The organism is Paractinoplanes ferrugineus, assembly GCF_016862195.1.
GTDB classification, from domain to species: Bacteria; Actinomycetota; Actinomycetes; order Mycobacteriales; family Micromonosporaceae; genus Actinoplanes; species Actinoplanes ferrugineus.
In genome coordinates, this window is the sequence record NZ_BOMM01000022.1 from 80,547 (window position 1) to 101,991 (window position 21,445).

Here is a 21,445-nt window from a genome sequence, read left to right on the forward strand (position 1 = left end):
ACCTTATGCGTGCAATTAAGCTCACCGCCGTCGCTGCCGCCCTTGCTTTCTCGGCCTCCATGGCCGCTTGTGGCGGCAGTGACGACAGCAAGGACACGACCGCGGCGGCGCCGACCACAACGACCGCGGCACCCAGCATGATGCCGTCGTCCGCCCCGAGCGACTCGATGGTCAACTTCGGCTCCGGCTGTGCGGCCGTGCCCACCGACCCGTCGAACAAGGGCAGCTTCCAGTCGATGTCGCAGGTGCCGGTGGCTACCGCGGCGTCCGGCAACCCGCTGCTGTCCACCCTGGTCACCGCGGTGAAGCAGGCCGGCCTGGTCGACACCTTGAACTCGGCCGACAACATCACGGTCTTCGCCCCGACCAACGACGCCTTCAAGAAGATCCCCGAGGCCACCCTCAAGAAGGTCCTTGCCGACAAGAAGACGCTGACCAGCATCCTGACCTACCACGTGGTGCCGGGCCGGCTGACGCCCGCCGACATCGCCGGCTCGCACAAGACCCTGCAGGGCGGCGAGGTGAACGTCACCGGTAGCGGCATGGACTGGAAGGTCAACGACGCCTCGGTGGTGTGCGGCAACGTGCAGACGTCGAACGCCAACGTCTACATCGTCGACACCGTGCTGATGCCGAAGAGCTGATGATCCGCCGCGGGTTTCCCGGCGCCCTGGCCGGGATCATCGCCGCGGGCTTCGGGGTCGCGGCCGCGGAACTTCTTGCGGCCGCGACCCGGCCCGAGGCCGGGCCCCTGGTAGCGGTCGGTGCCGCGGTGATCGACGCGACGCCGACCCCGGTGAAGGAGCTCGCGGTCCGCGAGCTCGGTACCAACGACAAGCCGTTCCTGCTGAGCGTCGTCGCCGTGGTCCTGGCCCTGCTGGCGGCGCTGGCCGGCATCCTCGGCCGGCGCCACCGCCTCGCCGTCGTGATCGGTGCGGCGGTGCTCGGAGTGGCGGGCGCGGGGGCCGCGCTGTCCCGCCCCGCCGCCCGAGCCGGCGACCTACTACCCTCCCTGCTCGGCGCCCTGGTGGCGGGCGGGACCCTGTGGTGGCTGCTGACCCGGCTCACCCCCCGCGGATCGGCCGGCGAAGCCGGTCCGGTAGTCCTCGATCGGCGCAAGTTCCTGCAGGCGGCGGCCGTGGTGGCCGGTGCGGCAGCGGCGACGGCGGCCGGGGCGACCGCGATCAAAGGGGTGCGAGGGGGTGCGGCGGCGCGATCGCGGGCGGACATCCGGCTGCCCACGGCGGCCGACCCGGCGCCCGCCCTGCCGAGCGGGTTCACCCTCACCCCGAACGGCGACTTCTATCGGGTCGACACCGCGCTCACCGTGCCCCGGCTCGACCCGGACACCTGGGAACTGCGGATCCACGGGATGGTCGGCAAGGAGCTGCGGCTGTCGTTCGAGGATCTGCTGCGGCGCCCGCTCATCGAGCGTGTCATCACCCTCAACTGCGTGTCCAACGAGGTCGGCGGGCCCTACATCGGCACGTCGCGCTGGCTCGGCGTACCCCTCAAAGCACTGTTGGACGAGGCGGGCATCGACGCCGGGGCGGACCAGATCGTGGCCCGCTCGGCCGAGGGCATGACCATCGGCACGCCGGTGATCACCGCCCTCGACGGTCGCGACACCATGCTCGTCGTCGGGATGAACGGCGAGCCGTTGCCGCTGGAGCACGGCTTCCCGGTGCGGATGCTGACCCCCGGCCTGTACGGGTATGCGGGGGCCTGCAAGTGGGTCACCGAATTGGAACTGACCACGTTCGCGAAGTTCGACCCGTACTGGGTGGAGCGCGGCTGGTCGGCCGAGGGCCCGGTGAAGACGGCTTCGCGCATCGACATGCCCCGCCCGTTCGGCCGCCCGGCGGCCGGTCCGGTCACGGTCGCCGGCGTCGCGTGGGCCCAGCGCCGGGGCATCAAGGCGGTGGAGGTCAGCGTGGACGGCGGCCCGTGGAAGCCGGCCGAGCTGCTGCCCACGCCGTCGGTCGACACCTGGGTGCAGTGGCGGTTCCCCTGGCAGGCCACGGCGGGACCGCACTCCCTGTCGGTGCGGGCCACCGACGGCACGGGGGCGACGCAGCCCGAGGCCCGGGTGACCCCGTTCCCGAACGGCGCCACCGGCTGGCACACCGTCGCCGTGACCGTCGGCTGACGGCCGGCACCGGCGGCTCTCTCAAGCGGACAGGCGACCGGTCGACGCCCGGACGGTGAGCGACGGGCTGATCACGACCCGGTGGGCGGGCCGGTCGGGATCGGCCAGCCGGTCGGCGACGAGCCGCACCGCGGCTCGCCCGATCGACCGGCGGGGCGGCCGCACCGCGGTCAGGGCCGGGCTGACCAGGCCGGCCACCTCGTCGTCGTAGGCGACCACCGACAGGTCGCCCGGCACCACCAGGCCACGCTCCTCGCACCGCTGGGCCAGGGCGATCGCCTCGGCGTCGGCGTGCACGAGCAGCGCGGTGGTGCCGGTCTCGTGGCACCGGTCGAGCACCGCGTCGAGGGCCACGGCGCAGGCCGGCAACCGCGCGTCCGGGACGAGTTCGGTGGCGATGGCGGTCAGACCACATTCGATCACCGCCTCCTGGAAACCGCGGCGGATGTGCGGCGTGGTCGGACTGTTCTCGGCGAGCACGGCTCCGACATGCGAATGTCCGAGAGAGACCAGATGGCGCACGGCCATCGCGGCACCCAGCGCGTGATCGGTGACCACCGACTCGAGAACCTCGTGGTGCGGCCCGCTCGACGCCGTCCGCTCCAGCAGGACGACCGGGATGTCCAGCTCGGCCAGCCACTCGACGGTGCGGGCCGAGGTGGGCGCGTCCAGTCGCGGCGTCACGATCAGCGCCGCCGCGCCCTGCTCGACGAGCCGGCTGAGCGGCGGGAGGTCGTCCGCCGAGTCGTACGACGAGCCGCGCAGCACGATCCGCATGTCCAGTTCGCGCGCGGCCTCCTCGGCCCCCCGCGCGACACTCGGGTAGTAGTAGTCGAGTGACGGCACCAGCATGCCGATCGACCCGCCCCCCGCCTCGGTCGCCTCCTCGACCGCCGCCGACGGCAGCGCCACGCCCCCGTGCACCCGCTTGACCAGGCCTTCCTCGGCCAGCTGGGCGATGTCGCGCCGGATCGTGACGGCCGCCGCGCCGAGCGCGTCGGTCAGATCGGAGATGCGCAGCACGCCGTCGCGCTGCAGGGCCTCGAGCAGCCGGGCGCGCCGGGCGACCTGCAGAGGCCCGCGCTTCTCAGAGGTGCTCACCGCTGCTCCCTCACATCAAGGCGCACGGCCATGTCAGGGCGCACGGCGGCAGCATCGAGGACGGTCACATCGAGCCTACCGACCGCCGTCACGTCGAGGTCGAGCCTGGTCAGGCGCTCGCCCCAGACCTCGCTGAGCATCGGATCGTCCAGCGGCCGGACCACCACCGTGCACTCCACCGCCGGCTCCCACGTCATCCGCACCGAGCCCGCCCCCTCCAGCGCGACGATCTCCGCGAAACCGTCGCCGACCGAAACTGATCCGGCAACGACATAGTGGATCACGGTGCGCCCCTTGTCGATCTTGGCGTCGTCCCACACATCCGAGATCAACACCACGTCGTGCTCGAGCCGCGCGGTCCGCCGCCAGCTCAGCCTGTTTTTCATCGGGTACGCGCCGGAGAGTTCCGCCGAGACAGCACCGTCCCGAACCTGGATGCCCTGGGCCGCGAACCGCCTGCCGTCCGACTGCTCCACCCCGGCGATCGTCGGAGTGTTGTGCCACGAACTGCGCATGGTCCAGATCGCGTACCGCTCCGGCGAGAACGTCTGCCTCGTGTAGGTCGGTCGTCCCGGGTCGACGAGCACCGGCACCCCGCCCAGGGCCACGACCACGCTGCCGACGTCGTTGTGATTGTGGTTCTCCCCGTTGTCCCCACCCTTGACCGCCAGGGTGAGTCGCGCCCCCCGGGCCACGAACACCTCGGTCGACGCGAACCAGTCACCACCCCCGGCCGCCGCATCCGCGCCGACCGTCCGGGGCGCAGGGTCGCCGGAGCCGGAGCCGGAGCCGGAGCCGGAGCCGGAGCCGGCGGCGAGCCAGGCCGGGTCGGTCAGGGCCTGCACGAGGCGCCCGAGGCCCTGGGTCTCGTCGGCCACCGGCTCGCCCGGCACCCGGTAGGTCGCGGCGTGCGCCTCGGCCTGCCGGTCGCCGAACAGCCGGGCGGCCCGGTGCAAGGCGTGCCACGGCTGGGAACGCGGCGGGCGGGCCTGGCCGTCGGCGAAGTTCAGGTACCAGTCGCCGCCCAGGTGCATGCGGTGCGGGAAGGAGACCGTCGCCCGCAGCGCCGGCCACCCCCTCGCGTCGCCGAGAGCGCCGCCGGTCGCGTACTCGAGCAGGTGGAAGGCCTCGAGGAGCCGGCCGGCTCCGTTCCACCAGTAGGCGTAACCCTCGTCGATGGCCCCGTCGGGCGGGATCGAGGCCGCGTAGCGCTCGAGGCCGTCGACGACGAGCCGCACGAGGTGGTCGCGCCGCTCGCCCGACGTCAGGCGCAGCGCCGCGACAAGCACGTTCCCGTGGATCCACGGGTTCCAGTTGTGCAGGTGGCCGTCGAGTCCGAGCCAGTGCCAGTCGCGCCTGGTCTCGAACGGGGTGAGGACGCGGCGGTCCACTTCGTGCCGGATCCGTTGCCGCAGGCCCGGGACCCGGGCGTCGAACTGGTCGGCGAGCAGGTGATAGATCCAGGTCAGCTGCATCGCCACCTCGCCGGCCCCGAGGTCGAGGTAGGGGTCGGTGACGGTGGGCAGCACCGAACTGTGCCGCGTGAACGTGTCGTCGTGTGCGGGCCAGCACCAGGTCGACTGCTCGCACAGCAGCACCACGCCGTCCGCGACCTCGTCGATCCATTCCGGGTCGAGCGTGCCGGCCGCCATGATCGCGGCCCGGGTCACGCGGTATTGCCGCTGCCAGAGGACCGATTCGTAGGCCTCGCGGTCGCCGTCCCGGAAGTAGCGCGCGAATCCGCTGGCGAGCGGTGTGGGCCAGGGCGTTCCGCGGCGGGCCACGGCGGCGGCCGCGAGCTGCCGGAAGGTCGCGGCGTCGAGGCCCGCCGCCGCCCAGACGCCACGGTCGGTGGCCGGGGCGACCGGCAGCGCTTCCGGCGGGGGACGGAGTCCGACCATGCAGGCCTCCAGTTCACGACCGCAGGAGGATTGACGACTCCTGATGTGATCGAACGTGATCGTATCAGATCACTTTGGAATCTATTCAGGATGAACATGGCGTTGACATGGCTGAATATGAGCGTTTTACTTCCCCGAAACCGTCTCTCCATCCCCAAGTCGCCGAGTTCCTCGGAGAGTGACGCGTGTCCGAGAACAGCCCCGACCACCCCCGCACCGACTGGTTACGCCTGGCCGACCGCATGCTGGCGGCGGCCCGCCGGCATGCCTCGCCCGGACATGCCCGCATCACGCCGCCGGGCGCCGAAGGCGGTTACGGACGCGCGATCGACGGACTCGAGGGCTTCGCCCGCACGTTCCTGCTCGCCGGCTTCCGCCTCGCCGGGTCGCCGGCCGATCCGGACGGGCTCGCCGAGTGGTACGCGACGGGCCTCACCAACGGCACCGACCCGCACATGCCGGACCGCTGGACCCGGCTCGACGAACACGGACAGGCCAAGGTCGAGGCCGCGTCGATCGCCCTCGTCCTGGACCTGACCCGGCCCTGGATCTGGGACCGGCTCGAGCCCGCGGCCCAGGAACGGATCGTCGACTACCTGTCCCCGGCCGTCGGCGACCGCACCTATCCGCAGACCAACTGGGTGTGGTTCCGGCTGGTGGTGCAGACGTTCCTGCGCTCGGTGGGCGGTCCGTGGTCGGGCACCGACATGCTCGAGGACCTGGCCACGCACGACAGCTTCCGCCGCGCCGACGGGTGGCTGGCCGACGGCCCGACCCGGGCCTACGACCACTACAACGGGTGGGCGCTGCACGTCTACCCGATCCTGTGGTCCCGCATGTCGGGTGCGGAAGACCTGGCGGCGTCCCGGATCGGCCGCTATCGGGCCGACCTCGACCGCTTCCTGCTGGACGCGGTGAACCTGATCGGTGCCGACGGATCGCCGCTGATCCAGGGGCGGAGCCTGACCTACCGGTTCGCCGCGGCGGCGCCGTTCTGGGCCGGCGCCCTGGCCGAGGTCCCGTCGCTGTCCCCGGGTCTGCTGCGGCACGCCGCCGACCGGATCGTCCACCACTTCGCCGACCGGGGCGCGCCGGACGCGGCCGGCCTGCTCGACATCGGCTGGCACGGAGCCTGGCGGCCGCTGGCCCAGTCCTACTCGGGACCGGGCTCGCCGTACTGGGCGAGCAAGGGCATGCTCGGTCTGGCCCTGCCCGCCGACCATCCGGTGTGGACGGCGCCGGCCGAACCGCTGCCGATCGACCGGGGCGACGTGCTGCGAGCCGTCGAGGCGCCGGGCTGGCTGGTCTCCGGCGTACGGGCGGACGGCATCGTCCGGGTGCTCAACCACGGCACCGACCACGAGGTGGCGGGGGCCGCGGTCGGCGATTCCCCGCTGTACGCCCGGCTCGGCTACTCCACCGCGACGGCTCCGCTGCTGGACGAGACCGGGTGGACCAACCCCGGGGACCAGTCGGTGGTGCTCGTCGGCGCGGACGGGCGGTCGACGCACCGGGCCGGTTTCCGATCCCTCGGTGCGCGCGTCGACGGTGCGGTGGGGGTGGCCGGCTCGACCGGACCGGTCCACTGGCTCGACCCGGCGCCGGTGCGGCGCGAGCACGGCGGCGGCCGGCCCGGTGTGGTCACGGTGGCCGGCGTGGTGACGGTGTACTCACTGGTCCGCGGCGCCTGGGAGATCCGGCTGGCCGCTGCCGACCGGGTGGCCACGCTGCGGATGAGCGGCTGGCCGGTGACCGGCGAACTGGCGTCGCACCTGATCCCGCTGGCCGTCGGCGGCCCGGACCCGGGTACGACTCGCGCGGGCCTCGAGGAGCGCGCCGACGCCGGCCCGCTGGGCAGTCCGACACGTGTGCCCTGGCTCGAGTGGCAGGTCGGGCCGGGCGAATGGATCGCCGCCCTCGTCGCCCTCACCCGCGATCCGACACCCCCCGGTGCGGACGCGCACATCGACCACGGGCTGGAGGTCCGGGTCACCTGGCCCGACGGCGTCCAGACCCGCACTCCCCTGGAAAACACCCGGCAACAGAACGGGAAGGAGAAATGATGAAACGCTCTCTCACGGCCGTCCTCGGTGCCACGGCGGCGATCTCCTTGGTGCTCACCGGCTGCAGCGGTGCTGACGACGAGGGTTCCGCCGGCGGGCCGCAGACGCTCACCCTCGCCGGCTGGAGCTTCGCCACCACGCCCGAGTTCAAGACGCTCGCCGACGGTTTCCACGCCGCCCATCCCGACGTGACGGTGGAGCTGAAGGAATACGACGCGGCCAATTACGACACGCAGATGGTCGCCGACCTGGCCGCCGGCAAAGCGCCGGACATCTACGCGCAGAAGACGCTCAAGAACTTCTACACCTATCAGAACGGCAAGCAACTCGTCGACGTGTCGGATGTCGCGAGCGGCCTGGCCAAAACCGTCGGTGGGATCGACAGCTACCAGGCGGACGGCAAGACCTGGGCCGTCCCGTACCGGCAGGACTCCTGGGTGCTGTTCTACAACAAGACGCTGTTCGACAAGGCCGGCGTCAAGCTGCCCGACGGTTCGTGGACATGGGACGACTATGCCGCCACGGCCAAGGAGCTGACGGCGAAACTCAACGGGCCGAAAGGCGACTACGAGCACATCTGGCAGTCGACGGTGCAGGGTTTCGCCCTCGCCCAGACCCCGGGTGCGGCCATCGAGAGCGGCGACTTCGGCTACCTCAAGCCGTACTATTCGCGGGTTCTCGACCTGCAGAACGCCGGGGCGCAGGTCAAGTTCGGCGACGCCACCACCAACAACCTCACCTATCAGTCGCAGTTCGGCAAACAGTCGGCGGCGATGATGCTGATGGGCTCGTGGTACATCGCCACCCTGCGCAAACAGCAGGGCAGCGGCGAGGCCGACAAGTTCGACTGGGGCTTCGCGCCGGCGCCGCAGCTCGACAAGAGCACCACCGGAACGAGCGCCACTCCGGTCACCTTCGGCGATCCGACGGGCCTCGGCATCAACCCCAAGATCAACAAGGGCAAGCTCGCCTCGGCCAAGGCATTCCTCGCGTACGCGGCGGGCGTCGACGGTGCGAAAGCGCTCGCCGGAATCGGCATCACGCCGGCCGACACCGAAGCGGTGCGGGACACCTTCTTCAAGCTCGACGGCGTGCCGCAGGACGACCTCTCGAAGTTCGCCTTCACCAAGCACGAGACGAAGCCGGAGAACCCGGTCTCCAAGCACACGGCGGCGTTGCAGAACGTTCTCAGCGACACCCACACCGCGATCATGTCCGGCAGCAAGGACGTCGGCGCGGCCATCACCGAGGCGCAGAACCGGGCCAAGAACGAGGTCCTCAACAAGTAAGCGGGGGCGCCGCGGGAACGAACCCGCGGCGCCGCGACCCACCGGGAGCCTGACATGACATCGATGCCGTTGGCCCGCCGCCGGCGTGGCCGGCAGGTATGGCGCGACACGGCGGTGGGCTGGTCGTTCCTGCTGCCGAACTTCGCCGGTTTCGCCCTGCTCACCCTCGTGCCGGTGGCGCTGCTCTTCTATTACGCGTTCACCAGCTGGAACGTGTTCGGCGGCGCGGAATGGACCGGCCTGGACAACGTCCGGCAGATGCTGCACGACGCCAGCTTCCGGACCGCGCTGCGCAACACCCTCTATTACACGGTCTTCCACATTCCACTGACCCTGGTCGCGGCGCTCGCTCTCGCGCTTCTGCTCAACCGGCGGCTGCGGGGCGTCGCATTTTTCCGTACGGTCGCGTTCTTCCCCTACATCACCTCGATCGTGGCGCTCGCCCAGGTCTGGAACATGCTTTTCAGCCCCGGGTACGGCCCGATCAACGCGGCTCTGCGCGGGCTCGGCGTCGACCATCCACCCGGCTGGACCACCTCGGCGGACTGGTCGATGCCGGCCGTGATCGTCGTCGGGACCTGGCGCGAGATGGGCTACTACATGCTGCTCTTCCTGGCCGGCCTGCAGACCATTCCCGGTCAGCTCTACGAGGCGGCCAAGGTGGACGGGGCGAACGCCTGGCAGCGGTTGCGGGCGGTGACGATTCCCGGGCTGCGACCCACCACGTTCTTCGTCGTCGTGATGCTGACCATCGGCAGTTTCAAGGTCTTCGACCTGATCCTGGTGATGACCAACGGCGGGCCGGGCCAGTCGACGCTGGTGCTCTCGCAGTACATCTATCAGAAGGGCTTCGTCGAGAACCAGTTCGGTTACGCCTCGACCGTGTCGATCGCATTGTTCCTGATCTGTTTCGGGGTCACGGCCGCCCAGTTCCTCATCAATCGGCGGGGGAGTGACTCGTGACCCTCCGCCACGCGCCGCCGGTCGAGAGAGTGAGCCTGGAACCGTTGCCGCGCCGGCGCCGGAGCGGCTATCGCTTCCTCGGCTATGCGGCCCTCGTCCTCGCCGCGGCCGCCGTGCTCCTCCCGTTCTACTGGATGGCGATGTCGTCGCTGAAGGCCAACAACGACGTCTACACCATTCCGGTGCGCTGGCTGCCCGACCCGGTCGTCTGGAGGAACTACCTCGACATCTGGCAGAAGTCGGATCTGACGACGTGGCTCAAGAACACCCTGATCCTGTCCGTCGTCGTCACCTTTCTGCAGGTGCTGACCGGCAGTTTCGCCGCCTACGGATTCGCCAAGGTGCGCTTCCCCGGCCGTACGGCGTTGTTCCTCGCCTACATCGGCACCCTCGCCGTCCCCTGGCAGTCCTACATGATTCCGCAGTTCATCCTGTTCTCGAAGCTGCACCTGTCGGACACCCTCTGGGCGATAGTCGCGTTGCAGGCGTTCGGGGCGTTCGGCGTGTTCCTGATGAAGCAGTACTACGAGTCGATCCCGGACGAACTGCTGGACGCCGCGCGCATCGACGGCATGAGCGAGTACGGCATCTGGCGCCGCATCATGCTTCCGCTGTCGGTGCCGGCGCTGGCCAGCCTGACGCTGCTGACCCTGGTGTCGACCTGGAACGACTACATGGGCCCGCTGATCTACCTGCGCAGCCGGGACCTGTGGACGATCCAGATCGGCCTGAAGACGTTCGTGAACACCTACAACGCCGAGTACGCCCTGATCATGACCGGGTCGGTGCTGTCGGTCCTGCCGATCGCGATCATCTTCCTGCTCGGCCAGCGCTACTTCGTCGAAGGCATCGCCAGCACCGGACTGAAGGGGTGACCGCCGTGAAACAGCGCCTCGGCCCCCTGTTCGAGCTCGCGTACGCGGGCCTGATGACCAACGTCCTGTTGACCCTGGCGTGCGCGCCGCTGGTGGCGTTGCTGATGACCACCGACCCGGCCCGCTCGTGGCCGCTGCTCGCCGCGCTCACCCCGCTCGCCGGGCCGGCGCTGTGCGGGGCGTTCGCGGTGCTGGCCAAGCACGCCGACGGCACTCCGGTGCGGACCTTCGGCCGGGTCTGGCGCGCCTCGGCGCGCCGGGCGGTCCCGCTGGTGGCGGTCGCGGCGACCACTGTCGTCGTGCTCGCCGTCGACCTGCGGTACGCGTGGGGGCGCCAGGTCGGCGCGCTGGTCATCCCGATGCTCGTCGTGGCGATGATCCTGGTCTCGGCGACCACCCTGCTCGCCCTGGTGGTCCTGGCCGAACGGCCGGCGGTGCGGCTGCGCGACGCCTGCCGGGTGAGCCTCTACCTGGCCGTCCGGCACTGGTATCTGACGCTGTTCTCGCTGGCCGTGCTCGGCCTGCTGGAGGCGTTGCTCTCGACCCGCCCCGCGATCGCGCTCGGCCTGGCCGCCGCACCCCTGCTCTACGTGGTGTGGGCGGGCAGCCGCTTCTCGCTCAACGCGGCGATGCCGCCCGCGTCCGCCGCATCGGAAGGAGCCGCATGACGGCGATCGACGTCCGCCCCAGCCCCGACGCCGAGGCCGTGGCGGCGGCCCGCGCCGCCGCCCTGCGCACGGTCGACGCCAACATCGCGACCTTCGGCGGCGGTTATCCCGGCGACACCACCGTCGGCGGCCGGTACGCCGAGCGGGCCGGGAACGTGGGCTGGACGACGAGCTTCTGGCCCGGCATGTTGTGGCTAGCGCACGAGCTGACCGGGGAGGCCTCGTACGCCCGTGCGGCCGCCGCGCACGTGCCGAGCTTCGCCGACCGGATCCACACCCGGTCCGACGTGGACACCCACGACCTCGGCTTCCTCTACACGCTCTCCAGCGTCGTGCCGTGGCAGCTGACCGGCGACCGGGTGGCGCGGGACGCCGCCGTCGCCGCCGCCGACCATCTGCTCACCCGGGTGCTCGAACCGGCCGGGATCATCCAGGCCTGGGGCGACATGAGCGACCCGCGCCAGCAGGGGCGCACCATCATCGACAGTCTGATGAACACGCCGCTGTTGTTCTGGGCGTCGGAGATCACCGGCGATCGGCGATACGCCGACGTCGCCCGGCGGCACGGCATCCAGCTGCGGGACCACATCCTGCGGCCGGACGGTACGACGTTCCACACGTTCTACTGGGACCCGGAAACCGGAGCGCCGTTACGCGGCGAGACCGAGCAGGGCAGCTCCGACGAATCGTGCTGGGCGCGCGGACAGGCGTGGGGGATCTACGGTTTCGCGCTCAATCACCGCCACACCGGCGATCCGACGTTGCTCGACGCCGCGCACCGCTGCGCGGAACGATTCCTCAGCCGGCTGCCGGCCGACTCGGTGCCCTATTGGGATCTGGTCTTCACCGACGGCAGCAGCGAGGAACGCGACAGTTCGGCGGCCGCGATCGCGGTCTGCGGACTGCTGGAACTCGGCGGCGAACGCCACCGGGCCGCCGCCGGGCGAATTCTCGACTCGCTCATCGACGGTTACTCCACCGCCGTACAGCCGGAATCCAATGCCCTTCTGCTGCACGGCGTCTACGACAAGCCGAAGGGGGTGGGCGTCGACGAGGGCACTCTCTGGGGTGACTACTTCTATCTGGAGGCCCTCACCCGCGTCACCCGCCCCGACTGGTCCGATCACTGGTGAGGAGCCCCATGGACTACAGATATCACTGCGACATCCCGGCCGGGCCGGGCCTCAACGAGCTGCCGGTCAATCCGTGCGACCTGCTCGATTTCCAGCTGCTGCGGCTGTCGGCGGGGGAGTCCCATGCCGGGGAGTCCGGCGACCGGGAGATTCTCGCGGTCGTGCTCGGCGGGATCGCGTCCGTCACGGTCGGCGGTGAGAAGTTCGACAACGTCGGCGGGCGGCCCAACGTGTTCGGTGGGAAACCGCATTCGGTGTACATTCCGGCCGGCTCGTCCTTTGTGGTGCGGGCCGAAAGCGCGGTGGAGATAGCGCTGCCGAGCGCACCGAGCGATCTGGACGTGGCGCCCTACGTCATCGCCCCGTCCCGGGTCGCCGACGGTCGATGGGGCGCGGCCAACTTCGGTCGCACGTACCACCAGATCCTGACCGAGATCGCGCAGCCGGACCTGCCCGCCCGCCGTTTGATCGTGGGGGAGACCTACACGCCGTCCGGCAACTGGAGCACCTTCCCGCCGCACCGCCACAAGTTCGACAGCCTGCCCGGCGAGGCCGCCCACGAGGAGATGTACTACTTCCGGGTCTCGCCCGGCGACGGCTTCGGCATCTCCCGGGTCTACACCGACGAGGGCTACGAGGAGAACTACACGGCACGCGACCACGCCGTGCAGATGATGCCGTCGGGCTACCACACCGTGGTCAGCGCGCCCGGCTACACCACGTACTACCTGTGGTTCCTGGCCGGCACCCAGCGCACCCAGGGCGCCGTCGAGGACGCCGGCCTGTCGTGGGTGGGGCGCACCGTGCCGATGCTGCGCGACCTGGGGCACTGAGGATGATCCTGGACCGCTTCCGGCTCGACGGCCAGGTCGCCCTGGTCACCGGCGGCAACCGCGGCCTCGGCCAGGGATGCGCGATCGCCCTGGCCGAGGCCGGCGCCGACGTCGCGCTGCTGGGCCGCTCGTCGCCCGCGGACACCATGGCGGCCGTCGCCGCCGTCGGCCGCCGCGCGCTGCACGTCCCCGGCGACCTCGGCAAGGCGGACCTCGCCGGGGCCGTCCGCACCGTTCTCGACGAGCTGGGCCGGCTCGACATCCTGGTCAACAACGCCGGGATCATCCGCCGTGCGGACGCGGTCGAGACCAGCGCGGCGGACTGGGACGAGGTGCTGACCGTCGACCTCGACGCGGTCTGGCACCTGTCCCAGGCCGCCGGCCGCGTCATGCTGGACGCTCCCGGCGGCGGCCGGATCATCAACGTCGCCTCGATGCTGTCCTTCCAGGGCGGCATCCGCGTCCCGGCCTACACGGCGGCCAAACACGCCGTCGTCGGCCTCACCAAGGCCCTGGCCAACGAGTGGGCCGCGCACGGCGTGAACGTCAACGCGGTCGCCCCGGGCTACATGGCCACCGACAACACCGCCGCTCTGCGCGCCGACCCGGCCCGCGCGGCGGCGATCCTCGACCGCATTCCCGCCGGCCGCTGGGGCACCCCCGCCGACCTGGCCGGGGCTGTCGTGTTCCTGGCCTCCGACGCGGCCCGTTACCTCCACGGAACCGTCCTGCCCGTCGACGGCGGCTGGCTGGCCCGGTGACCCCGGTCCGCACGGGTCAACCCGATCGGCCTGAGTGGACGATACGCGCGGACCGAGGCGGGCGGTAAGAAGAACGCCCGGCGCCTTCCGCGCGTTTGTCCCTGGGGAGGGCAACTATCGTGATGAACCACGTACGCGTCATCAACGTCTATTCCCTGCCCTGGCAGTACGACGGCATCTCGAGCCGCAACCCGACCGAGGAACTCGAGCTGGGCAACCTGCGCGACCACTACGAGCTGTACCGGGATCAGCTGCCCCGGTTGCTGCCGGACGACTTCTTCGGCGGTCGCCGCTGCGTCGAGAACCTCGGTATCGATTCACCGATCCGGTTCGACAAGTGCGAGGCGGTGCTGTTCGCGTTGCCGTCCGACCAGGTCGTGCTGGCGGTGGTGCTGGAGTTCGACACCTCGTCCCTCGACGAGACCGCCGCGGTCCTGGACCTGGGCATCGAGGGCAAGTTCCAGGTCGACGGCAAGGATCTGGCCACCCACCTGGAGGACTTCCCCTACCACCGGGGCGACGTCAAGCGCTGGCGGGAGTCGGGCAAGGGCGGGCTGTTGCCCGAGCGGCACCAGCTGATCTTCGTCCGGCCCGACGACGACGGCCCCGACGACGACACCGTCGAACGGCTCGTCTACCGCCGCTCCAGGCCGTACAGCAAGGAGTTCGCTCGGCGTCAGGAGCCGGAGCAGCTCAACGAGACGATCGACGGGCGGGTCACCCGCGGGGTGGTCACCACCTACGTCTCGCTGCTCTACGGCCACCAGTACGAGGTCGAGGACAGCATCTACCTGTCGACGGTGCACGCGGTCGGCACGGCGTCGATCTTCCGGCAGATCTGGCACGACTCCTATCGGCAGGTGCGCGAGTTCCGCCTCAAGGGGCAGGCCCAGGTGGTGGGCCAGCAGACCCGCGACGCGCTGGAGGAGCTCGCCGACAACCTCGGCAACCTGGAGTTCGACCTGACGTTCAGCGTCGAGTTCCCGCTGATGCGGATCGAGACGTTCCACACCGCTCTGTACGAGACGATGGACCTGTCGGGGCAGGCGCGGGCGCTCAGCCAGATGTTCAGTCAGCTGGGCGGGAGTCTCAAGTCCGAGATAACCGCGATCGACGTCCGCGAACGGCGTCGTGACGAGGGACGGCAGAAGTGGAACGCTTTCGCCGCGGGGGTGCTGAGCCTCGTCGGTGTGTCGGTCGGGTTCGTGATCGCCTTCCTCGGCATCAACGCCAAGGAGGTTCCGAACGCCCCCGCGGTGTCGATGTGGGATTCCCGCTTCGCCACGGTCTACCTGGTGGCGGGGCTGATCGCGTTGGTTCCGGTGTTCTTCATCCTGTTCCCCTATCTGCGCGAGTGGGGCCGGCCACGGGTGAAGGTGGCCCGCTGGACCGGTGTGGGCGCGCTGGCGGCCGGCGCCGTGATCATCGGGGTGGCGAAACTGGTGGATGCGCGCAGCGGCCATACCCTCGTACTCGACGCGGTCTTGACGTCGATCGGGGTGCTGGGGTTGTTGATCGGCCTGAGTCTGGCCTGGTCGAGCCTGCGGCCGCGCCGCCGGCCGGCATGACGTGCGGCATCATGACGGCGGGCGAGCGGGCCGCGACCCGTGACCCATGTCCTCGCGGTCAGCGGAACGCCCACTCCACCGTGACGGTGGCGGCCATCCGCTGCTGACCCGGCTCGACCACGAAGCGGGAGCCCGCCGCGGCCAGGCCGTCCTGCGCGCCGGGCACGAAGTAGCCGGGTTCCGCCTCGTTCACCCGGACGACCTGGCCGAGCTGCCGGCCGGCCTGCTTGGCGTAGAGCTCGGCCTTCCCGCGGGCGTCGGCGAACGCCTTGCCGCGCGCCTCGGCGAGCAGGGCGGTGTTCTTCTCGATGGTGAACGAGACGCCGTTGAGCCGGGCCGCGTCGCCGCCGGCCGCGACGGCCGCGGACAGGATCGCGCCGGCCTTCGGCAGGTTCCGGATCTTCGCGGTGAGTCCCTGGTTCACGGTGTAGCCGATGATCTTGCGGTCGTCGTTCGTCCGGGAGGTGATGCTGACGTTGGAGGTCTGCAGGTCGGTCCGGGCGATGCCGGCTTCGACCAGCGCGTTGCGCATCCGGGTGGCGGCCGTCGCGGAGGTTTTCAGGGCCGCCCCGACGGTGGCGGCGTCGGTCTCGACGGCGAAGTCGGCGGACATCATGTCGGGCGTACCGAACACCTCACCGCGCCCGGTCACCACCACGCTGTCGCGGGGGTCGGCGGCGTTCGCGGGCTGGGCGCCCACCGGTAAGGACAGGCACAAGGCGAGTACGGGGGCTCCTACACGGGACCAGTTCATTACCCTATTTGACGGCATTTGCCGCGTTGGTCGCCGTTCCGACGCGCGCTTCTAGGCCTATCGAGTCACTCCGTCGAGGCGAGCAGGCGCTGGGCGATGGTGCGGGCGGCGGCGCGGAGTTCCGGTCCGCCGACGATGGTGAACGGCACCGGGAAGGCGGTCAGCTGCCGGGCGTACCACCCCGGATTGCTGGTGGTGGCGATCAGCCGGCAGGCGTCCTCGCCGGCCGGCTCCAGCCGGCCCAGGCTGCGGGGCACCCGACCGGCGGCGTCGGCCAGCGGCGCGGAGATCCGCACCTCCACCGTGTATTCCCAGCCCACCGCCAGGTGGTCCTCCAGTTCCTGGACCGGGTCGAGGCCGGTCGGCGGGTCGAAGGTGCCCACCCCCGGCGACACCGTGCGCACCCGGTCGATGCGGTAGGCGCGGCGGCCGTGCGCGGTGCCGCACAGCAGATACCAGCGGCCGTGGCGGATCACCACGGCCCAGGGCTCGACGTCGAAGTCGCGCTCGGTGCCGGCCTCGCTGCGGTAGCGCACCGTCGTCCGGCGACGTTGTTCGCAGGCGGCCACCAGGGCGGCGGTGAGTGTGGGGTCGGGCCGGGCGGCGCCGCGATCGGGTGCGGGGGCGGCCGATTGACGTACGGCCGAAGCCTGTTCCGCCACCGGTGCCGGGAGCGCCCGCATGATCTTGCCGAGCGCCTGCCCGACCGGTCCCTCGGTGGCGTCGTGGTGGCCGTCGAGCACCGCCATCACCAGGCCCAGCGCCTCGGTCGCGGAGAACACGAGCGGTGGCGGACGCAGGCCACGCCCGAGTCGATAACCCCCGTACGGCCCCCGGCTCGCCGCGATCGGGATGCCGGCGTCCCGCAGGAAGCTGACGTAGCGCCGTGCCGCCCGTTCGGTGACGCCCAGCTTGTCGGCCAGCCGGTCGGCGGTGATGCCGGGCGAGGTCTGGATCAGCTCGAGAGTTTGCAGGGCTCGTGCGGTGGGGTTCATTTCCGGACGCCTTTCGACCGGAACCGACTCTAGCCTTGTCGTCATGACCGACGACACCACGATCCAAGAGCCACCGCTGGATGCCGGCGAGGTGGAGATGCTGCTCTTCGCGCTCGACCGGTCCCGGGCCCAGTTCGCCTGGAAGACCGGTGGTCTGCCGGCGGCGGCGCTCGCCCGGGCTCATCCGCCGACCACCATGACACTCGGCGGGCTGATCAAGCACATGGCGCTGGTGGAGGAGCGTTACACGATCGACTTCAGTGGCCGGCCGCCCGGGCCGCCGCTCTCCGACGCCGACCGGGACGTGCCCGACTGGGAGTGGACGACGGCCGCGGACGATCCGCCGGAGCTGCTCTACAGCCTGTGGCGGGACGCGGTGGCGCGGTCGCGCACGGCCATGTCGGCGGCGCTCGCCCGGGCCGGCGGACTCGCTCAGCCGGCGCTGTTCACCAGCGACGACGAGGGCAACTCACCCAACCTGCGGCGCATCGTGGTCGACCTGCACGACGAGTACGCCCGGCACGTCGGGCACGCCGACCTCCTGCGGGAGGCGGTGGACGGCCTGACCGGTGAGGATCCGCCTCAGAAGGTCTCGGCCACCAGCGCCGACACCGGGCCGGTGACGGCCACCTCGTAACGGTTCTTCGCGGTCTTGTAGTCGGGGGAGCTCAGGGTGCCGGGTTTCACCTCGCCCTGAGCCTTGCCGTCGACGGTCGCGACCTTGGCGCCCTTGGTCAGCTTGATCTGCAGGGGGGTGGCGGTCTTCCGGCGTACCGCAAGCTCGCCGATCGTGCCCGCCACCGAGAGACGCACCGTGCCCGCCGGGGGTGGCAGTTGAAGCACCGCGTGCGCGGTGCCGCCGGCCATCGTGATCGCCGCGACCCCGCCCGCCTGCATGTCGACGTTCTGCTCGGTGGTGCCACCGGCCAGCTTGAGCGTCCACTTCACCTTGGCGTTGAGCTGGATCTCGGCGCCGACGGTGCCGGTCTCCCCGGTCTTGATCAGCTCGACCTTGGTGGCGGCCTTGGTGTCCTCCAGCCGCGGCACCGCACTGCGGTCGACGGTCGCGATGTCGAACAGTTTGTCGCCGAGCTCGGCGCTGCGCACGTGCAGGACCGCCGACGTGCCGACCAGCTCGAGGGTGCGGGTCTTGACCGTGCCGAGCGGCGCGGTCAGCTGGTGCGCGGCGTCCGGCCACGGCCCCGCGCTGATCGGCTGTGACGGCACGACCTCGACCGGTGCGGTCTGGGCGTTGGCCGTCGACCGGTAGGTCGGCTCGAAGGCGGCCGTCTGCCCGAGCACGACGCCGATGGTGAGGGCGACCAGCACCGCGGTGAACGCCCACAGCCGCCACGGCTTGCGCGGCTTCTCCTGATAGACGATGACCGCGCGGGCCACCACCACGGGCGGCGGCTGCCGCGGGATCGTCGGCATCGACTGGGTAGGCTCGGACACCGCCGAAAACCACTGCCCATCCTCGTTGTCACCAGGCCTGATGGCCACCGCGGCACCTCCCACTCGCCGTGCGTCTGCCACGGTTCACCAGTGATACGCAGCCCAGCCCAGCTCGGATCGACGATCTTCATTTCAGCATGAGAAGCGCTCCCACGGAAGTCAGGATGTGACCGTTGCGTAACAGTAGAGACACTTTGGCACGCGGTCTCACGGAAGCCTTCGCCCCCGCTGTGCTGGCCGCATGCCTCCCGCCGGTGGTGGGAGCGCGGGTCGCGAAGTCCGTTCCTGAGGGTTTGCTGTGGGGTTTGCTGGCGAGCCTGTTCTGCGCCGTCATCCCGTACGCGATGATCTTGCGAGGCGTGCGTCGCGGCCACCTGACCGACCGCCACATCGGCGTACGCGAGCAGCGCACGAAGCCGCTGCTCCTCGGCCTGGCGTCGGTGACCGTGGGCGTGGTCCTGCTGCTGGTCCTGCCCGCACCACGGGAGCTGACCGCCCTGATCGTGGCGTCGCTGGCCGGTGGCGTGATCGCCACCGGCGTCAACCACTTCTGGAAGTCGAGCGTCCACGCCGGCGTCGCGGCGGCCACCACCGTGGTCCTGACCATGGTCTTCGGCCCGTGGCTGCTGCTGACCGCGGCGATCACCGCGGCGGTCGCCTGGTCCCGCGTCCACCTGCGCGACCACACGACCGCCCAGGTGCTGGTCGGCGCCGCGATCGGCGGCGTGGTGGCGGGAGTGGTGTTCGGCTCCTTGCGTTAGAGCCGGGCAGACCGGGGGAACAGCCCGCTGGTGACGCAACAGAACCGCTGGCATGCGATGACGGTCGCCCTCGTGGCCGGCTTCATGACGCTCCTCGACGTGAGCATCGTCAACGTCGCCCTGCCGTCGATCCGCGCCGACCTGGGCCTGAGCTCCAGCGAGCTGCAGTGGGTGCTGTCCGGCTACGCGGTGACGTTCGGGCTGCTGCTCGTGCCGGCCGGCCGGTTCGGCGACGCCCGCGGACGCCGCAACGTCTTCATCGCCGGGCTCGCCGTGTTCACCCTCGCCAGCGCCGGCGCCGGGCTCGCCCCCAGCGCCACCTGGCTGGTCGTCGCCCGGCTCGTCCAGGGCGCCGCGGCCGGCGTGGTCAACCCACAGGTCAGCGGGCTGATCCAGCAGCTGTTCGAGCCGCCCGAGCGCGGCCGCCCGTTCGGCCTGCTCGGTGCCACGATCGGCATCTCCACGGCGGTCGGCCCGCTGCTCGGCGGTCTGCTGATCGAGATCTTCGGCGCCGAGCAGGGCTGGCGCTGGATCTTCTACATCAACGTGCCGATCGGGCTGGTCGCCATCGTGCTCGGCCTGAAGTGGATCCCCTCCCGGCCCAAACAGGAAAGGACACACGAGAGCCTCGACCCGGTCGGTGTCGTGCTGCTCGGGCTCTCGGTCATCCTGCTCCTGCTCCCGCTGGTGCAGGAGCGTGAGTGGCACGGTCCGGCCAAGTGGCTCCTGGTCGTGGCGGCCGCGGCGATCATGGCCGGGTTCGTCGTCTGGGAGCGGCGGTTCGGCCGGACGCCGCTCGTCGACCTCGCCCTGTTCCGGACCCGGTCGTACGGCCTCGGGGCGGTCATCGGCCTGCTCTACTTCGCCGGCTTCACCTCGATCTTCTTCACGTTCACCCTGCTCCTGCAGAGCGGCCTGCACTATTCGGCCCTGGAAGCCGGCCTGGCGGTGACCCCGTTCGCGCTCGGCTCGGCGGCCGCGTCGGCGCTCGGCGGGCGGGTGGTCAACCGCTACGGCCGGCCGCTGGTGGTGATCGGCCTGGTCCTGGTGATCGCCGGGCTGGCGGCCACCGACCTGGTCGTCCAGCACGGCGGCTGGGCCACCGCCGTGCCGCTGCTGGTGGCCGGGCTCGGCAGCGGCCTCGTGATCAGCCCCAACCAGACCCTCACGCTCGCCGAGGTCCCGGTCGAACGGGCGGGCAGCGCGGGGGCGGTGCTGCAGACCGGCCAGCGCATCGGCACGGCGGTCGGCATCGCGGCGGTCGGCGCGGTCTTCTTCAACCGGCTGGACCACCACGGCGGCGATTGGGTGCCGGCCTTCCGCACCTCGTTGTGGGTGACCGTCGCCTTCGTCGTGATCGCCCTGATCGCCGCCCTCGGTGACGTGCTCCTGGATAGAAAAGACACCCGAACGGGCAAGGAGGAGTTGATCACGGTAAATCGGAGAGGATGACGATGGTAAATGTTCGTCACGTGACGGGCTTGGCGGCCGCGCTTCTGGTCGCCGGATGTGCGACAAGTGAGCCGACCGAGCCGTTCTACACGTCCTCGGCGGCACCGGCGACCACGACCGCCGGTGCCGCGCCCTCCTCGAGCAAGGCGCGGAGCATTCCGAAGGCCATCCCGGCGAGCGCCTTCCTCCAGGTTTCCGACGCCCCCGAGAAAGCCCGGCAGAAGCCCGCACGCGCCGATCACGACCTGCCGGCCTTCTGCGGCAAGAGCTACGAGCAGAAGGACCGGATCGGGGTACGCGCAACGCAGCTGCTCCTGATCCAGAGCAAGGGTGAGAGCGAGGGCTCCACGCCGAAGTCCGCCGTCTACGAGGACGTGCTCGTCTACCGGGGCGACGGTGCCAAGGAGTTCATGACCGACCTGCGGGCCGCCGTCAAGAATTGCGCCTCGGACGAGGACGACAAGAACTTCCTGCGCGGCTCGATAGAGGCCGGGGACGACTCCGAGCTGATCGAGCAGTCCACCCCGGCCACCGACGACGCCGGCGAGCCGGTCCAGGGCCAGCCGAGCCGGCTGTTCTGGGCCGTGGTCCGGCACGCCGACACGATCGCGTTCGTGAGCAACACCGGCTGGGAGTCGTCCGGCGCCGAGAAGGCCGACACGGTCAAGCTCGGCACCCGCGCCGCCGCCCGGGTCAAGGAATGGCGCGGCTGAGCGCGGCACCG

20 protein-coding genes are annotated in these 21,445 nt (G+C 70.7%); 15 read left to right on the forward strand and 5 right to left on the reverse strand.

The window, feature by feature from the left end:
- The first annotated feature begins 5 nt into the window (after positions 1-5).
- Both Afe05nite_RS14025 and Afe05nite_RS14030 read left to right on the forward strand, forming a co-directional pair.
- Positions 6-644: a fasciclin domain-containing protein gene (locus Afe05nite_RS14025; RefSeq protein WP_203817506.1), complete on the forward strand. Its 639-nt coding sequence runs from the start codon at positions 6-8 to the stop codon at positions 642-644.
- On the forward strand, positions 644-2,149 hold the full coding sequence (locus Afe05nite_RS14030) for a molybdopterin-dependent oxidoreductase (RefSeq protein WP_203817507.1): 1,506 nt from the start codon (positions 644-646) through the stop codon (positions 2,147-2,149). The genes Afe05nite_RS14025 and Afe05nite_RS14030 overlap by 1 nt, the downstream gene beginning before the upstream one ends.
- 21 nt (positions 2,150-2,170) lie before the next feature.
- On the opposite strand, the gene Afe05nite_RS14035 is transcribed toward Afe05nite_RS14030, so the two are convergent.
- Together Afe05nite_RS14035 and Afe05nite_RS14040 are read right to left on the reverse strand one after the other, a co-directional pair.
- On the reverse strand, positions 2,171-3,250 hold the full coding sequence (locus Afe05nite_RS14035) for a substrate-binding domain-containing protein (protein ID WP_203817508.1): 1,080 nt from the start codon (positions 3,248-3,250) through the stop codon (positions 2,171-2,173).
- Positions 3,247-5,151 carry a heparinase II/III domain-containing protein gene (locus tag Afe05nite_RS14040; RefSeq protein ID WP_203817509.1) on the reverse strand — a complete coding sequence of 635 codons (1,905 nt, stop codon included), beginning with the start codon at positions 5,149-5,151 and terminating at the stop codon, positions 3,247-3,249. Before Afe05nite_RS14040 ends, Afe05nite_RS14035 begins: the two co-directional genes overlap by 4 nt.
- A 185-nt stretch (positions 5,152-5,336) precedes the next feature.
- On the opposite strand from Afe05nite_RS14040, the gene Afe05nite_RS14045 reads away from it, so the two are divergent.
- The 9 genes from Afe05nite_RS14045 (at position 5,337) to Afe05nite_RS14085 (ending at position 15,304) form a co-directional block, all read left to right on the forward strand.
- Positions 5,337-7,214 carry a DUF2264 domain-containing protein gene (locus tag Afe05nite_RS14045; protein ID WP_239117806.1) on the forward strand — a complete coding sequence of 626 codons (1,878 nt, stop codon included), beginning with the start codon at positions 5,337-5,339 and terminating at the stop codon, positions 7,212-7,214.
- Positions 7,214-8,503 carry an ABC transporter substrate-binding protein gene (locus Afe05nite_RS14050; protein WP_203817510.1) on the forward strand — a complete coding sequence of 430 codons (1,290 nt, stop codon included), beginning with the start codon at positions 7,214-7,216 and terminating at the stop codon, positions 8,501-8,503. The genes Afe05nite_RS14045 and Afe05nite_RS14050 overlap by 1 nt, the downstream gene beginning before the upstream one ends.
- 54 nt (positions 8,504-8,557) lie before the next feature.
- Positions 8,558-9,466, forward strand: a complete 909-nt coding sequence (locus tag Afe05nite_RS14055) for a carbohydrate ABC transporter permease (protein ID WP_203817511.1) — start codon at positions 8,558-8,560, stop codon at positions 9,464-9,466.
- Positions 9,463-10,341 carry a carbohydrate ABC transporter permease gene (locus Afe05nite_RS14060; protein WP_239117807.1) on the forward strand — a complete coding sequence of 293 codons (879 nt, stop codon included), beginning with the start codon at positions 9,463-9,465 and terminating at the stop codon, positions 10,339-10,341. Before Afe05nite_RS14055 ends, Afe05nite_RS14060 begins: the two co-directional genes overlap by 4 nt.
- A 5-nt stretch (positions 10,342-10,346) precedes the next feature.
- A complete protein-coding gene (locus Afe05nite_RS14065; protein ID WP_203817512.1) occupies positions 10,347-11,009 on the forward strand; it encodes a hypothetical protein in 663 nt (220 codons plus the stop codon).
- The gene (locus Afe05nite_RS14070) at positions 11,006-12,142 is read left to right on the forward strand and encodes a glycoside hydrolase family 88 protein (protein ID WP_203817513.1); all 1,137 of its coding nucleotides are present in this window, start codon (positions 11,006-11,008) and stop codon (positions 12,140-12,142) included. The genes Afe05nite_RS14065 and Afe05nite_RS14070 overlap by 4 nt, the downstream gene beginning before the upstream one ends.
- Before the next feature lie 8 nt (positions 12,143-12,150).
- Complete coding sequence (gene iolB / locus Afe05nite_RS14075; protein ID WP_203817514.1) at positions 12,151-12,975, forward strand: 5-deoxy-glucuronate isomerase; 825 nt, start codon at positions 12,151-12,153, stop codon at positions 12,973-12,975.
- 2 nt (positions 12,976-12,977) lie between these two features.
- Positions 12,978-13,736, forward strand: a complete 759-nt coding sequence (kduD, locus tag Afe05nite_RS14080) for a 2-dehydro-3-deoxy-D-gluconate 5-dehydrogenase KduD (RefSeq protein ID WP_203817515.1) — start codon at positions 12,978-12,980, stop codon at positions 13,734-13,736.
- A 122-nt stretch (positions 13,737-13,858) separates the two neighbouring features.
- Positions 13,859-15,304: a hypothetical protein gene (locus Afe05nite_RS14085; RefSeq protein ID WP_203817516.1), complete on the forward strand. Its 1,446-nt coding sequence runs from the start codon at positions 13,859-13,861 to the stop codon at positions 15,302-15,304.
- 58 nt (positions 15,305-15,362) lie between these two features.
- Here Afe05nite_RS14085 and Afe05nite_RS14090 read toward each other — a convergent pair whose 3' ends face one another.
- Together Afe05nite_RS14090 and Afe05nite_RS14095 are read right to left on the reverse strand one after the other, a co-directional pair.
- Complete coding sequence (locus Afe05nite_RS14090) at positions 15,363-16,058, reverse strand: SIMPL domain-containing protein (RefSeq protein WP_203817517.1); 696 nt, start codon at positions 16,056-16,058, stop codon at positions 15,363-15,365.
- Between the two features lie 65 nt (positions 16,059-16,123).
- Positions 16,124-17,053: a helix-turn-helix transcriptional regulator gene (locus Afe05nite_RS14095; RefSeq protein ID WP_203817518.1), complete on the reverse strand. Its 930-nt coding sequence runs from the start codon at positions 17,051-17,053 to the stop codon at positions 16,124-16,126.
- Positions 17,054-17,096: 43 nt separating this feature from the next.
- On the opposite strand from Afe05nite_RS14095, the gene Afe05nite_RS14100 reads away from it, so the two are divergent.
- On the forward strand, positions 17,097-17,690 hold the full coding sequence (locus Afe05nite_RS14100) for a mycothiol transferase (RefSeq protein WP_203817519.1): 594 nt from the start codon (positions 17,097-17,099) through the stop codon (positions 17,688-17,690).
- On the opposite strand, the gene Afe05nite_RS14105 is transcribed toward Afe05nite_RS14100, so the two are convergent.
- Positions 17,636-18,508, reverse strand: coding sequence for a hypothetical protein (locus Afe05nite_RS14105; protein ID WP_203817520.1), 873 nt, complete (start codon positions 18,506-18,508; stop codon positions 17,636-17,638). The two genes, Afe05nite_RS14100 and Afe05nite_RS14105, sit on opposite strands and share 55 nt — an antisense overlap.
- Positions 18,509-18,813: 305 nt before the next feature.
- Here Afe05nite_RS14105 and Afe05nite_RS14110 point away from each other — a divergent pair, with 305 nt between their 5' ends.
- Genes Afe05nite_RS14110 through Afe05nite_RS14120 form a run of 3 tightly spaced genes read left to right on the forward strand, consistent with a single transcriptional unit; the run spans position 18,814 to position 21,434 of the window.
- The gene (locus tag Afe05nite_RS14110) at positions 18,814-19,269 is read left to right on the forward strand and encodes a phosphoesterase PA-phosphatase (RefSeq protein ID WP_307835635.1); all 456 of its coding nucleotides are present in this window, start codon (positions 18,814-18,816) and stop codon (positions 19,267-19,269) included.
- Between the two features lie 57 nt (positions 19,270-19,326).
- Positions 19,327-20,721, forward strand: coding sequence for an MFS transporter (locus tag Afe05nite_RS14115; protein ID WP_203817677.1), 1,395 nt, complete (start codon positions 19,327-19,329; stop codon positions 20,719-20,721).
- Positions 20,722-20,741: 20 nt separating this feature from the next.
- Positions 20,742-21,434, forward strand: a complete 693-nt coding sequence (locus Afe05nite_RS14120) for a hypothetical protein (protein ID WP_203817522.1) — start codon at positions 20,742-20,744, stop codon at positions 21,432-21,434.
- The last annotated feature ends 11 nt before the right edge of the window (positions 21,435-21,445 follow it).

What these genes read in the sequence shown, in the direction of transcription:
- Afe05nite_RS14025 (WP_203817506.1), top strand. Translation starts at nt 6, where the DNA reads ATGCGTGCAATTAAGCTCACCGCCGTCGCTGCCGCCCTTGCTTTCTCG.
- Afe05nite_RS14030 (WP_203817507.1), top strand. Translation starts at nt 644, where the DNA reads ATGATCCGCCGCGGGTTTCCCGGCGCCCTGGCCGGGATCATCGCCGCG.
- Afe05nite_RS14085 (WP_203817516.1), top strand. Translation starts at nt 13,859, where the DNA reads ATGAACCACGTACGCGTCATCAACGTCTATTCCCTGCCCTGGCAGTAC.
- Afe05nite_RS14040 (WP_203817509.1), bottom strand. Translation starts at nt 5,151, where the DNA reads ATGGTCGGACTCCGTCCCCCGCCGGAAGCGCTGCCGGTCGCCCCGGCC.
- Afe05nite_RS14115 (WP_203817677.1), top strand. Translation starts at nt 19,327, where the DNA reads ATGACGGTCGCCCTCGTGGCCGGCTTCATGACGCTCCTCGACGTGAGC.
- iolB (WP_203817514.1), top strand. Translation starts at nt 12,151, where the DNA reads ATGGACTACAGATATCACTGCGACATCCCGGCCGGGCCGGGCCTCAAC.
- kduD (WP_203817515.1), top strand. Translation starts at nt 12,978, where the DNA reads ATGATCCTGGACCGCTTCCGGCTCGACGGCCAGGTCGCCCTGGTCACC.
- Afe05nite_RS14100 (WP_203817519.1), top strand. Translation starts at nt 17,097, where the DNA reads ATGACCGACGACACCACGATCCAAGAGCCACCGCTGGATGCCGGCGAG.
- Afe05nite_RS14055 (WP_203817511.1), top strand. Translation starts at nt 8,558, where the DNA reads ATGACATCGATGCCGTTGGCCCGCCGCCGGCGTGGCCGGCAGGTATGG.
- Afe05nite_RS14095 (WP_203817518.1), bottom strand. Translation starts at nt 17,053, where the DNA reads ATGAACCCCACCGCACGAGCCCTGCAAACTCTCGAGCTGATCCAGACC.
- Afe05nite_RS14050 (WP_203817510.1), top strand. Translation starts at nt 7,214, where the DNA reads ATGAAACGCTCTCTCACGGCCGTCCTCGGTGCCACGGCGGCGATCTCC.
- Afe05nite_RS14070 (WP_203817513.1), top strand. Translation starts at nt 11,006, where the DNA reads ATGACGGCGATCGACGTCCGCCCCAGCCCCGACGCCGAGGCCGTGGCG.
- Afe05nite_RS14090 (WP_203817517.1), bottom strand. Translation starts at nt 16,058, where the DNA reads ATGAACTGGTCCCGTGTAGGAGCCCCCGTACTCGCCTTGTGCCTGTCC.